Consider the following 14,239-nt stretch of genomic DNA (forward strand, 5'->3'; position numbering starts at 1 on the left):
GACGGATCTGCTGCATCGATCGAAGGTCGTCCTGCCAATCCAGGACTCCATCGCGCAGTGCCCGTGCGACGTGCCGTCGGCAACACCGCCCGGCGTCGGACCGGTACGAGCCGGCCTGCCCTCGCCCTGCCATCCAGGAGCCGACGGCGGCGGCCCTCTCATTCACCTACCTCGCGAAGGCAAGGCAGAGATGGCAAGAATCTCCCCCCGATCCCCCCGGTCCCCCCGCCCGTCGTCGCGGAACCCGTCGGCGCCCACGGCCCGGCGCCAGGCCGTCCATCCCGTGGACGCGGTGCTCCCGCTCCCCCGGCTCGCCCTCTACGGCTTCCAGCACGTCCTCGCGTTCTACGCGGCGGCCGTGATCGTCCCGGTCCTGCTGGGCAACGCGCTCGGCCTCTCCCGCGAGGAGCTCGTCCACCTCGTCAACGCGGACCTGCTCACCTGCGGCGTGGCCTCGATCGTGCAGGCCCTCGGCGTCTGGAAGATCGGCGCGCGGCTGCCGCTGGTCCAAGGCGTCACGTTCACGGCGGTCTCGCCCATGATCGCCATCGGTACGGGGGCGGGCGGCGGCACCGCCGGCCTCCTCGTCGTGTACGGGGCGGTGATCACGGCCGGCATAGCCACCTTCGCCTTCGCCCCGCTCTTCGGCCGACTCGTGAAGTACTTCCCGCCCGTCGTCATCGGCACCATCCTCACCATCATCGGCATCACCCTGATCCCGGTCGCGCTCCAGGACGCGGCGGGGGGAGCGCACCTCATCGGCACCCCCGCCTACGGCGATCCGAAGAACCTCGGCTACGCGCTGGGGACCCTGCTCCTCATCCTGGCCCTGGTCCGGGTCGGCAAGCCGCTCCTCGGCAGCCTGGCCGTCCTGCTCGGGCTCGTCGCCGGCACGGCCACCGCGTGGCTGCTGGGAGACGCCGACTTCGCCGGGGTGGGGGACACGGCCTGGTTCGGGGTCACCACCCCCTTCCACTTCGGCATGCCGCGGTTCGAACTGCTGCCGATCGCCGCGCTGCTCGTCGTCATGCTGATCACCATGGTGGAGACGACCGGGGAGGTGTACGCGATCGGCGAGATCACCGGCAAGAGGGTCGACGCCGACACCGTGACCCGGGCGCTGCGTGCCGACGGCGTGGCGACCGTGCTGGGCGGCGTCCTCAACTCCTTCCCCTACGTGGCGTTCGCCGAGAACATCGGGCTCGTGCGGATGTCGAAGGTGATGAGCCGGTACGTGGTCGTCGCGGCGGGCGTGTTCATGATCGCGCTGGGGCTGGTGCCGAAAGCGGGCAGTCTGGTCGCCTCGGTTCCGCATCCGGTGCTGGGCGGCGCCGCGCTCTCCATGTTCGGCATCGTCGCCGCGGTCGGCATCCAGATCCTCGCGAAGGCGGATCTGCGCGAGGAGCGCAACACCCTGATTCTGGCGGTCAGTCTGGGTGCCGCCCTGCTGCCGACGACCGTCGCGCCGTTCTTCGACCGGATGCCAGACGACGTGCGGGCCGTGCTCGACAGCGGGATCACGCTGGGGGCCCTGACGGCGATCGCGCTGAACCTGCTCTTCAACGTGTTCACCAGCCGCTCCTCGATGGAGATCGACTGGGAGGACCACACCGACGACGCCCCGAACCACCGACCGGACGACGGGCCGACGGACGGGCTGACACACGGGCCGACGTACGGGCCGACACACGGTCAGATCTACGGGCAGACGCACCGGCCGCACTACGGGCAGGACGTCGGCCAGGGCTTCGGGGACGGCGGCGGCGCCGGTCCGCACCGGGGAACAGCCGCCCGCTGAACCGGCCGCTGCCGGGAGGGACCTGGGGTCCTCCCGGCCCCGCCCCGGGCCCGCGCCCGGGACGGCCGAGCCGGCGACCGGTCAGCGGCCGCCCGCCGGGAAGGGCGGCCCGCCGGCGGGGAAGGGCGGGGCGTCGCCCTCCTCGCCGATCAACTCCCAGAAGTGGTCGACCAGTCGGCGCAGGTAGGCGGCACGCTCCGCCGCGATCTCCTTCAGCCTGGCGTCCGCGTTGCGGGCCACCAGATGCCCCATGTACCGCTCGGAGAACGCGGCGAACTCCGCGTGCATGGTCCGCAGGGCGTCGCCCACGCTGGTCGCGTCGACCACCACGATCTCCGCGACCGGTTCCACGTGCGCCTTCCACCGCCCTTCCACGGCCGACCGCAGGTGCTCCGCCAGTTCGTCCACCCGTCCCATGATCCCGATGAGCTTGCGCAGCGACAGTCCCAACGCCTCCACCAGCGCCCGGGTCTGCCAGGCGTCCCCGTGCCACTGCCGGGCCGTCTCGGCGGCCCGGTACTCGGTGGGGTCCATGCCTATGCGGTACGCCAGCCGCTCCACCGTGAGGCGGCCGGCCAGCCGGTGTTCGGCGAGGGTGCGCGGCTCGACGCCCATCAGCGTCACCGCACCGCACCACAGCACGTCGGCCAGGGCGAAGAGCTGCCGGTCGGACGGAACGTGGGAGCCCTGCTCCCAGGCGGCGACCAGGTCGGGGTGGACGGGCATCCCGCAGGCCGCCATCGCGTGGGCCACCTGGGCCGTCGTCAGGCCCATGCGGGACCGCGCGGTCCGGGCCGCCACCGGGGAGAAGGGAGTGCTGTGCACGTACGGGACACCTCGCAACACCCCTCCAGGGCTCGGCGCGGGAGGGGGACGGATGGATGAGTGAACACCAAGCGCGGGCACAGTAGCAGATGTTCAATCGGTTCCAACCGCCTTGGACCCTTCAATTCCAAGGAGACAGAGCCCGTGTACCAGGCAATCAACAACCCGTCAGGCGGGGCGGATCAGGGCAGCGGAACGCCCCGGGCCGTGACCCACAGCTCGTACCACTCCTCGTGGGTGAGGTCCGGCTCGCGCACCGCCGCGTCCCGGCAGGCGCGGATCCGCTCGGGCCGGGCAGTGCCGATGACCGGGGCGATCGCGGCGGGGTGCCGGCGCACCCACCACAGCAGCACCGACTCGGGGGTCGTCCCCTTGCGGTGGGCGAGTTCGGCCAGGAGGTCGGCGGTGGCCCGCTCGGCCGCCGTCTGCTGCCGGCCGGTGAACCGCCCTTGTGCCAGGGCTCCCCAGGCCTGGAGCCGGATGCCGTGGTCACGGCAGTGCTCCAGCGTTCCGAACGGGAACCCGTTGCGCGTGGACTCCGGGGTGTTGAGCAGCACGCCCGCCTCGACCCAGTCCCGGCTGTGCAGGCTCATCTCCAGTTGGTTGGCCACCAGCGGCACGTCGAGCCGGGCCTGGAGCGAGGCGATCTGCGCGGCCCCCATGTTGGAGACCCCGAAGTGCCGTACGAGCCCCTGGGCGTGCAGCGACATCAGCGCGGCAGCGATCTCGTCGGGGTCCGCCAGGGGGTCGGGGCGGTGCAGGAGGAGGACGTCGAGCACGTCGGTCCGCAGCCGGGTCAGACTCTCCTCCACCCGCCGGACGATGCTCGGCCCGCGCAGGTCGTACAGGCCGGGGTGGTCCTTGCCGGCCAATCGGATCCCGCACTTGGTCTGCAGGGTGATGCGATCACGCAGGCCCGGGGTCCGTGCGAGCACCTCGCCGAAGACGGATTCGGCCTTGCCGCCGCGGTAGATGTCGGCGTGGTCGAAGGTGGTGATCCCGCTGTCGAGGGCCGCCCGGATCGCCGCCTCGGCGGCGTCGACGTCCTCGGGCCCGTACGGACCGGGCTCCCAGCTCCCACCCAGTCCCATGCACCCGTACAGCACCCTGTCGCCGCTCATGCCCGCCCCCTCGTCCGTCACCACGCCCCCACTCTAGGGGGGCGCCCGCGGCCCGGGCACGCTGCCCCTGACCAGCCCGCCGGCCCGCGGACCGTGCGGTTCCGCTCCCCCGGTGCGCGGTCCGGTCCGACCGTGCTCAATGATGGCGGGATGCACAGACACACCGGGACCGGGACGCCCCGCCGCCCGCGGGCCTTCGCCCGCGTGGCGGCGGTCCTCGGTCTGCTGACCACCGCGGCCTGCACGTCCGGGCCGAGCACCCCGGTACCGTCGGCGCTCACTCCAGAAGCCACACACGACACGGTGTCGGTGGCCACGTGGAACATGTGCGGTGTGGAGCAGTGGGGCTGCGCGGACAAGGGCGGCCCGGACGACAAGTTCCAGCAGCTGCGCACCCTGGCCGAGGCGCGGGGAGTGCGGGTCATGCTCCTCCAGGAGGTCTGCTCGGAGGACCTGCGGTCCGCCGCCCGGCGCCTGGGTGGGGAGTGGCACAGCGAGTTCGACCCCTACGTCAGCGTGGACGAGGCCGGCCGCAGCGAGCCGGTCGTCTGCACCGGAGGGGGCAGGGGGCAGGCCGGTTCCGGTCTCCTCGCGGCGTCCCCCCTCACCGAGGTGCGGGCCGTACCGACCCGGCAGCCGACCGCGGGCGTGCACCGGCGGTTCCTGTGCGCGCGGGTCCCGTCCCAGGAGGTCCGGGTGTGCAACGGGCACATCGCGCTGCGGGGCGTCGACACGGCGCACCCCGACTGGGACTTCCGGGACGACCATCTCCGCTCGCTCTTCGAGGCCGCGTCGGAGGACCCCGACCGCACGATCGTCGGCGGTGACTTCAACGCGCCGCCGCCGGTCGCCGGGAGCCCCACCACCTGGCTCTGGCCGGCCGAGGCCTACACCACCTACCAGGAGTGCGACCAGAAGGGGGGCTCCCGGGCGGGACGCCGCACCCACGAGGACGGGGCGAAGATCGACTACCTGTTCACGGCGCTGCCGCGCACCGGGTGCCAGGTCGTGGAGACCCGGACCTCCGACCACCGGGCCCTGGTCATGCGGGTGGGCCGGCCCGCCCCGAAGGTCAGTACCCCGTAGCGGTGTAGCCGCCACGGGTCGGCACGACGTAGGCGTTCATCAGGAGGAAGGGGACGGCGGTCCAGGCGGAGGCGTTGCCCGCGGCGTCCACCGCGACGGCCTCGACCAGGTGCTCGCCCTCGGCCCAGGCCCAGCCCGGATCCCAGGCCCACGCACCGTCGGCCGCCACCTCGCAGGTCCCCAGTGCCGCGCCCTGTTCCCGGAAGTCCACCCGTACCGCGCCGGGGGCGAAGCCCGTGAAGCGGACCGCCGGGCCCTGGACCCGCTGACCGGGGACCGGAGAGGTCACCGACAGGACGGGCGCGCGGCCCGGCGGCCGCGCACCCGGCGCCGGCTGCGGCGAGGGGGCGAGGGGCTCGTCGGTGGCGGTGAAGACGACTTCGGTGCGGGCGGAGTGGAAGTTGTTCGGGTCGACTCCGAAGAGCCGCACCACGTGCCGCCCCTTGGGCCAGGGCTTGTCGCGCTCCCAGCTCCAGCTGCCGTCGGGCGCGACCGGCGGGGAGCCCTGGAACGTGCCGTTCTCCCAGATGCTGACCCGCACCGCGCCCGGCGCGGACCCCGTCAACCGGACGGCCCGCGCCGGCAGCCGCTCCTCGCGTGCGGGCGTCAGGACCACCGGCGCCGGGAAGTCGTCCCCCCGCACCTGGGAGGTCGCCGAGAGGTACGCGTCGATCGCCGACGTGTCGCGCTTCGGCTCCTCGTGGCCGTTGCGGACGGCTCCGAAGCGGGGGACAATCCCGTGCGACACCAGGTTCAACAGCCCTACCAGGGAAGGGATGTTGCGCGTGGTCACCTTGTCGTGGCCGGAGATCAGGGGCGAGTCGTTGAAGATGAAGTTGAAGTTCTCATAGCCCTGGAACAGACCGAGGTAGGGCTCGATGTGGATCGGGAACTGCCGGTCCTGGGGCGAGGACACCAGGTAGATGTTGGCGGAGCGGTTGCCGCTGCCGCGCACCACCTCGGGCAGCACCGAGTCGAGGAAGCGCACCTTGTCGTCCGTGACCTCGCCCATCATCGCGCGGGCGGCGCCCGCCATGGCGCTGACGACGAACGTTCCGATCCGCAGCTGGGGCGCGCTGGCGATGATGTTCTTGTAGCCGAACTTCAGCCCGAAGTGGAGCGCCGCGCTGCCGCCCTTGGAACTGCCGAACAACGTGCACTGGTCCGGGGTCAGCGCCAGCGCGTTCATGACGCGCGCGATCAGCCCGGCGACCGACTGCTCGATGCCGAAGTCCATCCCCTTGCACAGGTAGTAGCTGTTCGCACCGTCGAAGGAGTCGCGGATCCACAGGATGTTCGACCGTACGGGGTCGAGGATGCCGCCCCCCATCCCGTAGTCGTCGGGCGCGTTGAGGTTGGCGAACACCACCACGAGGTGGCGGCTGCCGTTCGTGGCGTGGGAGAAGCGGTACTCGACGGGAACCGGCCCCGAGGCGTCCACGCCCGTGATGACGCGGCGCGCGTTCTTCGCTGTATCAGACATGCTCGTCAATCCGTTCTTGTCACCGACCTGACCCGCACCCGCCCCCGCGGGTCAGTGCCGCACGCCGGAGTAGCCGCCCGGACCGGGCACCGGGTAGGAGCCGCCCACCGTGAAGGGGACGGAGATCCAGGCCGAGGCGTTGCCCCCGGCGCCCACCGCGACGGCCTCCACGAAGTGCGGCCCCTCGTTCCAGGCCCAGTCCGACTCCCAGGTCCAGTTGCCGTCCGCCGCGACGGGGCATGCGCCCAGGCTCATCCCGGCCTCCTGGAACTCCACCCGCACGGCGCCGGGGGCGAAGCCGGCGAACCTGGGGACCGGGCCGGGCACCTGCTGCTGGGCACCGGGCGAGGCCACCGTCAGGGCCAGGGGCTGGGCCGGGGCGGACACCGGATCCGGCGCTTCCACCACGTCCACGACGGTGAAGACCACCTCGCTGCGCTGGGAATGGAAGTTGTTCGCGTCGACCCCGAAGAGCCGCACCACGTGCCGCCCCTTGCCCCACGGCTTGTCCCGCAGCCAGCTCCAACTGCCGTCGGGTGCGACGGACGGGGAGCCCTGGAACGTGCCGTTCTCCCAGATGCTGACGCGCACCGCCCGCGGGGCGGAGCCCACGAACCGGACGGCGTGGGCCGGCAGCCGCTGTTCCGCGGCGGGCATCAGCACCACCGGCGCCGGGAAGTCGTCCCCGCGCTTCTGGGAGGTCGCCGAGAGGTACGCCTCGATTGCGGAGGTGTCGCGCTGCGGCTCCTCGTAGCCGTAGCGCACGCCGCCGATCACGGGGCTCACGCCGTCCACGAGGAGGTTCAGCAGGCCCATGATGACGGGGACGTTGTGCGCCACCACCTTCGAGGAGTCGGTGACCAGGACGGAGTCGTTGAACACGAGGTTGAAGCGCTCGTATCCCCGGAACAGTCCGAGGAAGGGCTCGACCTGGCGCGGGTACTGCTCGTCCTGCGCCGAGCAGAGCAGGTAGATGTGGGCGCCGGGGTTCGGCCGGCCGCGCAGCAGGTCGGGGAGGACGGCGTCGAGGAAGCGCACCTTGTCCTCGGTGGGCTCCCCCGTCATCAGCCTCGCCGCTTCCGGCAGGGACTCCCTGGCGTGCGTACCGATCAGGAACTGGGGCACGGAGGCCACGATGTTCCGGTAGCCGTACTTGAGCCCGAAGTAGAGCGCCGCGCTGCCGCCCTTGGAGCTGCCGATCAGCGTGCACTGGTCCGGGGTCAGCGACAGGGCTCCCGCCACGCGCGCGATGAGCCCGGCGACCGACTGCTCGACGCCGAAGTCCATCCCCTTGCACAGGTAGTAGGCGTTCGCACCGTCGAACTGGTCCCGGATCCACAGGATGTTCGCCCGCACGTTGTCGAGGACTCCGCCCGACATCCCGTAGTCGTCCGGTGCGCCGGGGTTGGCGAAGACCACGACCAGGTGCCGGTTGCCGTTCCGGGCGTGGGAGAACCGGTACTCGACGGGAACGGGCCCGGAGGCGTCGACGCCGGTGACGATGCGCCGCTTGTGCCGACCTGCGTCAGACATGTTCGGAATCCATCCTTCTCACCGGCTGCCGCGGCATCTGGCCGAGGGTGCCCGCGTGGGCCGCGCCCACCTGGCCGAGGGCGCCCGCGTGGGCGGGGCCCATCTGGCCGGGGATGACCGCGCGGGCCGCGCCGACGGCCGGTGCCTGGGCCAGGGCGGGGTCGAGGTCTCCCCCGGCGATCAGGATGCGGTCGGTCAGCCGGGCCGCCGCGAAGCCGTCGTCGAGGTCGCAGAACTCCTGCTGGAACCAGCGGTAGCGGGCCGCGTAGCCCTGCTGGATCCGGTCGATGTTGCGGATCGCCCCGATCAGCTCGGGGGAGCTGTAGAGCAGCGGACCGGGGGCGGACTGCTCGAAGTCGAAGTAGAACCCGCGCAGCGTGTCCCGGTAGTGGTCCAGGTCGTAGGTGAAGAAGAGGATCGGCCGCCCGGTGTTGACGAAGTCGAACATCAGGGAGGAGTAGTCCGTGATCATCACGTCTGTGATCAGGGAGAGGTCGGCCATGTCCGGGTAGTCGGACACGTCGAAGACGAACCCGTCGCCCGCGCCGGGCACCGGGTCCACCACGTTGGGGTGGCGGCGCACCAGCAGGACGTGGTCGTGGCCCAGCTGGGCGCGGGCGTCCTCCAGATCGATGCGGAAGTCGAGCTTGTACTTGCCCGGCGCGTAGAACTGGTCGTCGCGCCAGGTCGGTGCGTACATGACGACCCGCTTGCCGGGCGGGAGCCCGATGCGGCGGCGCACTTCCTGTGCCCGGCGTCCCGAGTCCGCGCGGCGCAGGACGTCGTTGCGCGGGTAGCCGCTCTCGACCATCTCGCCCGGGAACTGGAAGGCGCGCTTGAGGATGGGGGTGCTGAAGCTGTTCGGGGACACCAGCATGTCCCAGTTCTGCACCTCCTTCTCCACCCGCTCCAGGTAGCGCTTGTCCGCGAAGTGCACGGCCTCGATGTCGTGCCCGATCTTCTTGAGCGGCGTGCCGTGCCAGGTCTGCACGACGACCTGCCCGTCGCGCTTCTCGAACCAGTCGGGCAGGTGGTTGTTGGCCACGACGTACCGGGACCGCGCCATGGCCTCGTACCAGTCGGGGGACCACATGCGGACGGGGCGGGCCGTCGGGGGTACGGCGACCTGGTCGTCGCGCACGACCCACAGGTGCTCGAGGGCGACGCCCCGGCGGACCATCTCCTCGTGCAGGGCGCGCGGGCTGTCGGAGTACTGGGTGCCCTTGAAGGCGTCGAACAGCACCGCCTGCCGCAGCGGCTTGCGCCGGGCGTCGGGGTAGGCCTTGGTGCGCAGCAGCTTCTGGCGGTAGGGGCCGCGCGCGTCGTCGGGCATCGCCGAGTGGACCAGGAGGGAGAGCCGGTCGTACGCCTCCGCCTGCATCTCGTAGCGCCGCTCGTTCGCGGTCATCTCGCTCGGGAAGGTGGGGATCAGCTCCTGCGTCATCTTGACCATGAGGTCGCCGCTGCGGTTCTCCGGGGTGACCGCGGAGGGGTCCTGGCGGCGCAGGAAGAAGTCCCAGCGGCCCGAGGCCAGCGGGATGTCGCCGGCCAGGGTGCGCATGGCGGCGGGGTTGAGGACGAAGCGGAACTCCTGGCCGTGCCAGGTGATCGGGACGACGCGCTCGGCGCCGTGGGCGCGGGAGCGTACGACGATGTGGGCCGCGGCGTACTCGGACGCACCCAGCATGTCCTCGGCCGCGTAGCCGACGACGACCTCCATGGAGCCGTCCGGGCGCCAGGTGACGGACTTGGCGAGCGGCAGGGTGTCCCGCTCGAACATGACGACGTAGCCGGAGCCGTTGCGGTGCACGACGACCTCGCGGTCCCCGTTCGGCGTCTGCAGTGCGGCGGGCAGGCGGTAGTGGCCGTCGGTGGTCTCCTCCGCCATCACCGGGTAGATGGCGGCCTTGCGGCCCTCTACGTGCAGGGTGGTCTTCCAGCCGTTGGCGCCGGTGTTCCAGGTCTGCGGGACGCCGTCGCCGGAGTTCGTGCGGTGGCCGGGCACGAGTGCCTTGACGGGGATGCGGGTGACGAAGGTGTACCAGCCCTCGCCGCCCGGCTTGAAGTTGACCCAGGAGTCGTGACGCCCGGCGCCGCCCATGCTGGTCACCCGGAACTTGCCCCAGTCGGGCAGCTTGGGTCCGAGGTAGACACCGCCGAGTTCGAGGTGGTCGCCGACGATCCGGTGCCGGGTGATCCGGCACCGGACGATCTCCACGCGCAGCTTGAGCTTGCCCTGGAGGAAGAGCGGTACGACGCGGGTGTTCTTCTCGACGTACTGGTAGGGCGGGTTGGCGGCGGTGCCCGCGCCGCCGCGCGCGATGCCCTTGTAGCGGAACAGTCCGCGGCTCAGCACGCCGGCGGCCACGTCCCACGTCCCCTCGACCCACTTGCCCTTGCGCTTGAGGCGGGTGGCGTCGAAGCTGACCTGGAAGCCGGACCAGTCGTAGCAGTAGCGGCTCTGGTTGGAGTGCTCGGTGGCCGACGGGTAGTACGTCGTCTTCGCCTTCGCGACGACGACCCTGCCCTGCTTCTTGTTGCGCAGCGCGATGGCCTTCATCGACATGTGCCGCTTGTGGACGTTGATGAAGCGGACGTAGGCGGATCCTTCGAGGGACAGGTGCCCGGAGTCGTCCCAGCGCGCCGCGGTCAGCGAGCCGTGCAGCGACAGCTCCTTGTCGAGCCGGTAGGCGCTCTTGTCGATGCCCAGGGAACGGTCGCCCAGATAGGGGTAGTTCAGGTAGCGGTGCAGGCGTCGCTGGACGGGCAGCGGCCCGCCCTTGCGCTCGAACTCGACGACGTCGAGGAGTTCCTTCAGCCGGCCTTCGCGCACCAGGAGCCATTTGACGCGGGCGTCGGCGGGGAGTTCGCCGATGATGTCATCATCGGCCTCGTCCAGGAACTCGTTCGCCCAGTGCATGAACGCGTCGCGGTATTCGTCGTCGGCGTCCGGCAGCACCTTCATGTGCAGCATCAGGTCCGACTTCAGGCAGGCGAGGTCGTACTTGCGCTTGTGCTCGCTGTAGGACCGGGCACGGTGTCCGGCGAGGAACCGGCTGACGGACTGCACGGCGGCGACGCGGTCCCGCAGATTGCTGAATTCGGTGTGCCGCTGGGTGATGGAGGGTGCGGCGCCGCCCTCACGCCGCCGCCAGAAATAGACGATATCCGTGAGGATGTCCACTTTGGTGGCGCGGAAATGGGCGAACATGTTGACCCAGGAGTCCTCGTACATGACGCCTTCGGGGAAGGCGATGTAGTGGTAGTCCCAGAAGGAGCGCCGGAACAGCTTGTTCCAGACGGTGCGGTCGTAGATGAGCTCGGGCACCTTGGTGATGTGCGTGCCGCGCTTGCTGCGCTGCATGGGCGCCTTGTGCAGCGGCGACTGCCACTTCTTGGTGGAGTTCATCATCTGGACGTTGCCCGACACGAAATCGGAGCCCGAGGCGTCGAGGGTGCGGACGAGCAGCTCGTAGGCGTACTCCGGTATGACGTCGTCGCCGTCGACGAACGCCAGGAATTCCGCCTCGGGATGAGCGGCGCGAATGCCGACGTTGCGGGCGTGGCCCGGCCCCATCGACTCCTGGCGGAGCAACCTGAACCTGGGGTCCCGACGGGCGAATTCGGCCGCGATGGCGGTCGAGGAGTCGGTCGAGCCGTCGTCGACCATGACGACCTCGAGGTCGGGAAACGTCTGCCTGGCTATCGACTCCAGGCACTCTTCGAGGTATATCTCGACGTCCTGGAACGGAACGACAACACTCAGGCGGGGCGTACCGGCCACTCAGAAAACTCCTCGATTGCCACTTTTCCCGGGGCGTGCGACCAACTGCCGTTGCGCGCGGCCAGATCCGCCCCCGATCCTGACCACCGCCGCCCCACCCCTCGCCTCGCCCGTCCGGCCCGCATACCGGACCGCACACTTATGCGATCCTCACAGGGCGTGTGCAGCCTAGGCCAATCGTTTGACGCCGAGCAAGTATTCGGAAACGCCTCGGCCGCGCAATGTTTCGCATGTGTTAATGAGCAACTGCATCGCAGGTCCCGCGGGGTCGCCAACTGCGCGGTTGGGTGGGAGAAAGACCGGAATGGGCAATTCACACCGGCGGTCGAGACGACCCGGTGATGAAGGTCACCCCACGCGGCGCCAGGGGCCGAACGCCAGCCCCTCGGCCGTGAGATCCTGCCGGGCGATCCTCAGCCCGCCATCCGTGTCGATCATCGCGATCGTGACCGAGCCGCGGGCGTCCAGGGCCATGGCCGGGAGCCCGGCGCACCGGTCCCCGACCGGGGCCCACCAGGCCCCGTACCGCTCACCCTCCGTGGGATAGGCCGCGATCTCCGGGTACCCCTCGGCCCCGCGTTGGAGCAGCACCGTGCAGTCGTAGCCGTTGACGGTCGTGCGCAGGACCCCGACCGGGCCGACTCCGCCCGCTCCGCCCAGGGACATGAACCCGCTGTTCGTCACCACGCCGATCCCCTGCGGGCGGCAGGCGACGACGGCGCCGTCCGCCGGGGCGCGCCAAAAGTGGGTGACCACGCCGGGGCTCGTCCCGAGCGTGCTGTAGGTGCCCTCGACGGCTTCCGCCTCCATCCGGCCGAGCCAGGCGAAGCACCCCTCCCCCGGCTTCTCCTGACCCAACCGCACGGCGCCGCCCCGGAAGGGCGCGAGGAACCCGACCCGGCCCTGGTCCAGGACGGTGGGGACGACCGCACCGCGCACCCACGTGAGCTCGTGGTCGGCCCATGCGCTCCACGACCCGTCCGGGCGCTGGGTCCGGGCGCGGACGCCGACTCCGAACCGGGTGACGAAGTAGTGGAGGGAGCCCGCTCCGTCGGCGAGGACGACGGGGTCGCCCGGCGGCGGCGCCGACGCGTCGCCCGGCGGGAACGGGTTGCCGACGACGCGCCAGCCGCTCAGCGGCCGGCCCGTCTGGTACTGGGCGGCTATCGCGAACTCACGCCCTTCCGGCGCCCCGTCGCGGTGGCGGAGGGCGGCGAACCAGACGAAGCCGCCCGCGTCCTGGGTCAGCGTGAACCGGCCGGTCCAGCCCTCCACGGGGAACAGGTCGGGCCCCTGCCAGACGTCGGAGCCCGGCGCCGACTCGGTCCAGCGCACCAGGCCCTCGGCGCAGCTCGCGTAGGCGGTCAGCCGGCCGTCGCGCCCCAGGCGCAGCCAGCCCGCGGTGGCGTGTCCGCCCTCGGCCGCCGCGGCGATCCGGGAGCCCGGGACCGGGGGTTCACCTGCGGCGGCCCCCCGGTCGGTTTCCGCCCGTCCGCGTCGCGCCATGTCCTGCCCACTCCTGCCCGCGATCGTCCCTTATGTCCGGCCCGGCCCAAGGGCCGTGGGACAATGTACGGCAGCGCGGCAAGCCGTCGATGCCGGGGTCGGGTCCGCCGGACGGCTCCGCATCCGTCCGGCTCCGGCCCGGTCGGCAGCCCCTCCGCCAGGGACACCGGACGCGGCCCGCACCGGGTCAGGGCAGGTCGGCGGTCGGTGGATCGGCGGCGTAGACATGGGGGTCGTCGGAGTCCCACTCCAGCAGTTCCGTGCCGCCGAGGACCACGTCGTCCGGGTCGGGCACGCCGGCCCGCCGGAGGAACTCGATGACGTCCTCGTCGGAGCGGGCCACCCCGAGGGACTCCTCGCGGCCGGCGGCCCGCAGCGTGACCTGGCGGCCTCCCGACGGGAAGATGCGGTGGACGACGACCGGTGCGTGGTGCATGCCTCCAGCCTCTCCCCCGCGGCCGGACGCGGCACCCCGGGGACCGCTCAGGAGGTGCGGGCCGCCGCGGCGCGCGGGACGCGCAGGGTGGACGGCTCGGGATAGCTGGCCGCCTCGGCGCCCAGCACCCGCGTGATCTCCTCCTTGAACGCGGGCTCGAAGAGCTCGACCTCCAGCAGCAGCCGCAGGCCCTCCACCGTCGGGGCGAGCAGCGGCCGGGCCATCCGGGAGCCCCCGCCACCGAGACCCGTGAACCCCGCCCGCACGACCTGCGCCCGTCCGGCCGCCCGGTCGGCGAGGCCCGCCGCCGTCAATCCCGCGAGCACGGCGAGTTCGGTGAGGAACCTGCGGGCCCCGCGAGCCATCTCCTCCGCCCCCTGGAGGGTCTGGACGGAGCCGCCGGCCACCGTGAAGTCGTCACCGGTGCGTCTGGGTCCCCGCGCCTCGTACACGGCGAGCGCCTCCTCGAAGAGGCGTCCCGCCCCGTCGACCGCCTTCATCGCCGCCACCAGCTGCTCCATGCCGATCTCGCGCTCCACGCTGCCTCCTGATCCGGAACTGTGCTGCACCGACCGTAGGAGTCGCAGCCCGCGCGGCGGAACACCCGTGCCGGGGGCAAAAGGGGAAGTCACCGGACCGAGACCACCCGTCGCCGCGGTGCGCGGGC

10 protein-coding genes are annotated in these 14,239 nt (G+C 71.5%); 2 read left to right on the forward strand and 8 right to left on the reverse strand.

The genetic code is table 11. The annotated features are described in order from the left end of the window. Window positions 1-283 precede the first annotated feature (283 nt). Entirely contained in the window at window positions 284-1,798 is a 1,515-nt protein-coding gene (locus tag AC07FY_RS14805) for a nucleobase:cation symporter-2 family protein (RefSeq protein ID WP_479005544.1), read from the forward strand. An 81-nt stretch (window positions 1,799-1,879) separates the two neighbouring features. Here AC07FY_RS14805 and AC07FY_RS14810 read toward each other — a convergent pair whose 3' ends face one another. After that, a complete protein-coding gene (locus AC07FY_RS14810; protein ID WP_479005546.1) occupies window positions 1,880-2,623 on the reverse strand; it encodes a transcriptional regulator in 744 nt (247 codons plus the stop codon). A 182-nt stretch (window positions 2,624-2,805) separates the two neighbouring features. Further along, window positions 2,806-3,768, reverse strand: coding sequence for an aldo/keto reductase (locus tag AC07FY_RS14815; protein WP_479005549.1), 963 nt, complete (start codon window positions 3,766-3,768; stop codon window positions 2,806-2,808). A gap of 126 nt (window positions 3,769-3,894) precedes the next feature. Between AC07FY_RS14815 and AC07FY_RS14820 the strand changes: the two genes are divergently transcribed. Beyond that, window positions 3,895-4,830 (forward strand): endonuclease/exonuclease/phosphatase family protein, encoded by a 936-nt coding sequence (locus tag AC07FY_RS14820; protein WP_479005550.1) that lies wholly within the window; start codon window positions 3,895-3,897, stop codon window positions 4,828-4,830. Here the strand turns inward: AC07FY_RS14820 and AC07FY_RS14825 are convergent. From AC07FY_RS14825 to AC07FY_RS14850, 6 genes are all read right to left on the reverse strand, one after another. After that, window positions 4,817-6,313 (reverse strand): hypothetical protein, encoded by a 1,497-nt coding sequence (locus tag AC07FY_RS14825; RefSeq protein ID WP_479005553.1) that lies wholly within the window; start codon window positions 6,311-6,313, stop codon window positions 4,817-4,819. The genes AC07FY_RS14820 and AC07FY_RS14825 overlap by 14 nt on opposite strands. Before the next feature lie 51 nt (window positions 6,314-6,364). After that, on the reverse strand, window positions 6,365-7,846 hold the full coding sequence (locus AC07FY_RS14830; RefSeq protein ID WP_479005556.1) for a hypothetical protein: 1,482 nt from the start codon (window positions 7,844-7,846) through the stop codon (window positions 6,365-6,367). After that, entirely contained in the window at window positions 7,839-11,630 is a 3,792-nt protein-coding gene (locus tag AC07FY_RS14835) for a bifunctional glycosyltransferase/CDP-glycerol:glycerophosphate glycerophosphotransferase (protein WP_479005558.1), read from the reverse strand. The genes AC07FY_RS14830 and AC07FY_RS14835 overlap by 8 nt, the downstream gene beginning before the upstream one ends. A gap of 348 nt (window positions 11,631-11,978) precedes the next feature. Continuing rightward, entirely contained in the window at window positions 11,979-13,136 is a 1,158-nt protein-coding gene (locus AC07FY_RS14840) for a hypothetical protein (RefSeq protein WP_479005561.1), read from the reverse strand. A 187-nt stretch (window positions 13,137-13,323) separates the two neighbouring features. Beyond that, window positions 13,324-13,572 carry a hypothetical protein gene (locus tag AC07FY_RS14845; protein WP_479005563.1) on the reverse strand — a complete coding sequence of 83 codons (249 nt, stop codon included), beginning with the start codon at window positions 13,570-13,572 and terminating at the stop codon, window positions 13,324-13,326. 47 nt (window positions 13,573-13,619) lie between these two features. Further along, window positions 13,620-14,111 carry a hypothetical protein gene (locus tag AC07FY_RS14850; protein WP_479005566.1) on the reverse strand — a complete coding sequence of 164 codons (492 nt, stop codon included), beginning with the start codon at window positions 14,109-14,111 and terminating at the stop codon, window positions 13,620-13,622. Between the last annotated feature and the right edge of the window lie 128 nt (window positions 14,112-14,239).

Source organism: Streptomyces sp. NPDC045967, assembly GCF_056430495.1.

Bases quoted from the DNA above. Each gene is read 5' to 3' on its own strand.
- AC07FY_RS14830 (WP_479005556.1), bottom strand. From the start codon at position 7,846: ATGTCTGACGCAGGTCGGCACAAGCGGCGCATCGTCACCGGCGTCGAC.
- AC07FY_RS14845 (WP_479005563.1), bottom strand. From the start codon at position 13,572: ATGCACCACGCACCGGTCGTCGTCCACCGCATCTTCCCGTCGGGAGGC.
- AC07FY_RS14825 (WP_479005553.1), bottom strand. From the start codon at position 6,313: ATGTCTGATACAGCGAAGAACGCGCGCCGCGTCATCACGGGCGTGGAC.
- AC07FY_RS14820 (WP_479005550.1), top strand. From the start codon at position 3,895: ATGCACAGACACACCGGGACCGGGACGCCCCGCCGCCCGCGGGCCTTC.
- AC07FY_RS14840 (WP_479005561.1), bottom strand. From the start codon at position 13,136: ATGGCGCGACGCGGACGGGCGGAAACCGACCGGGGGGCCGCCGCAGGT.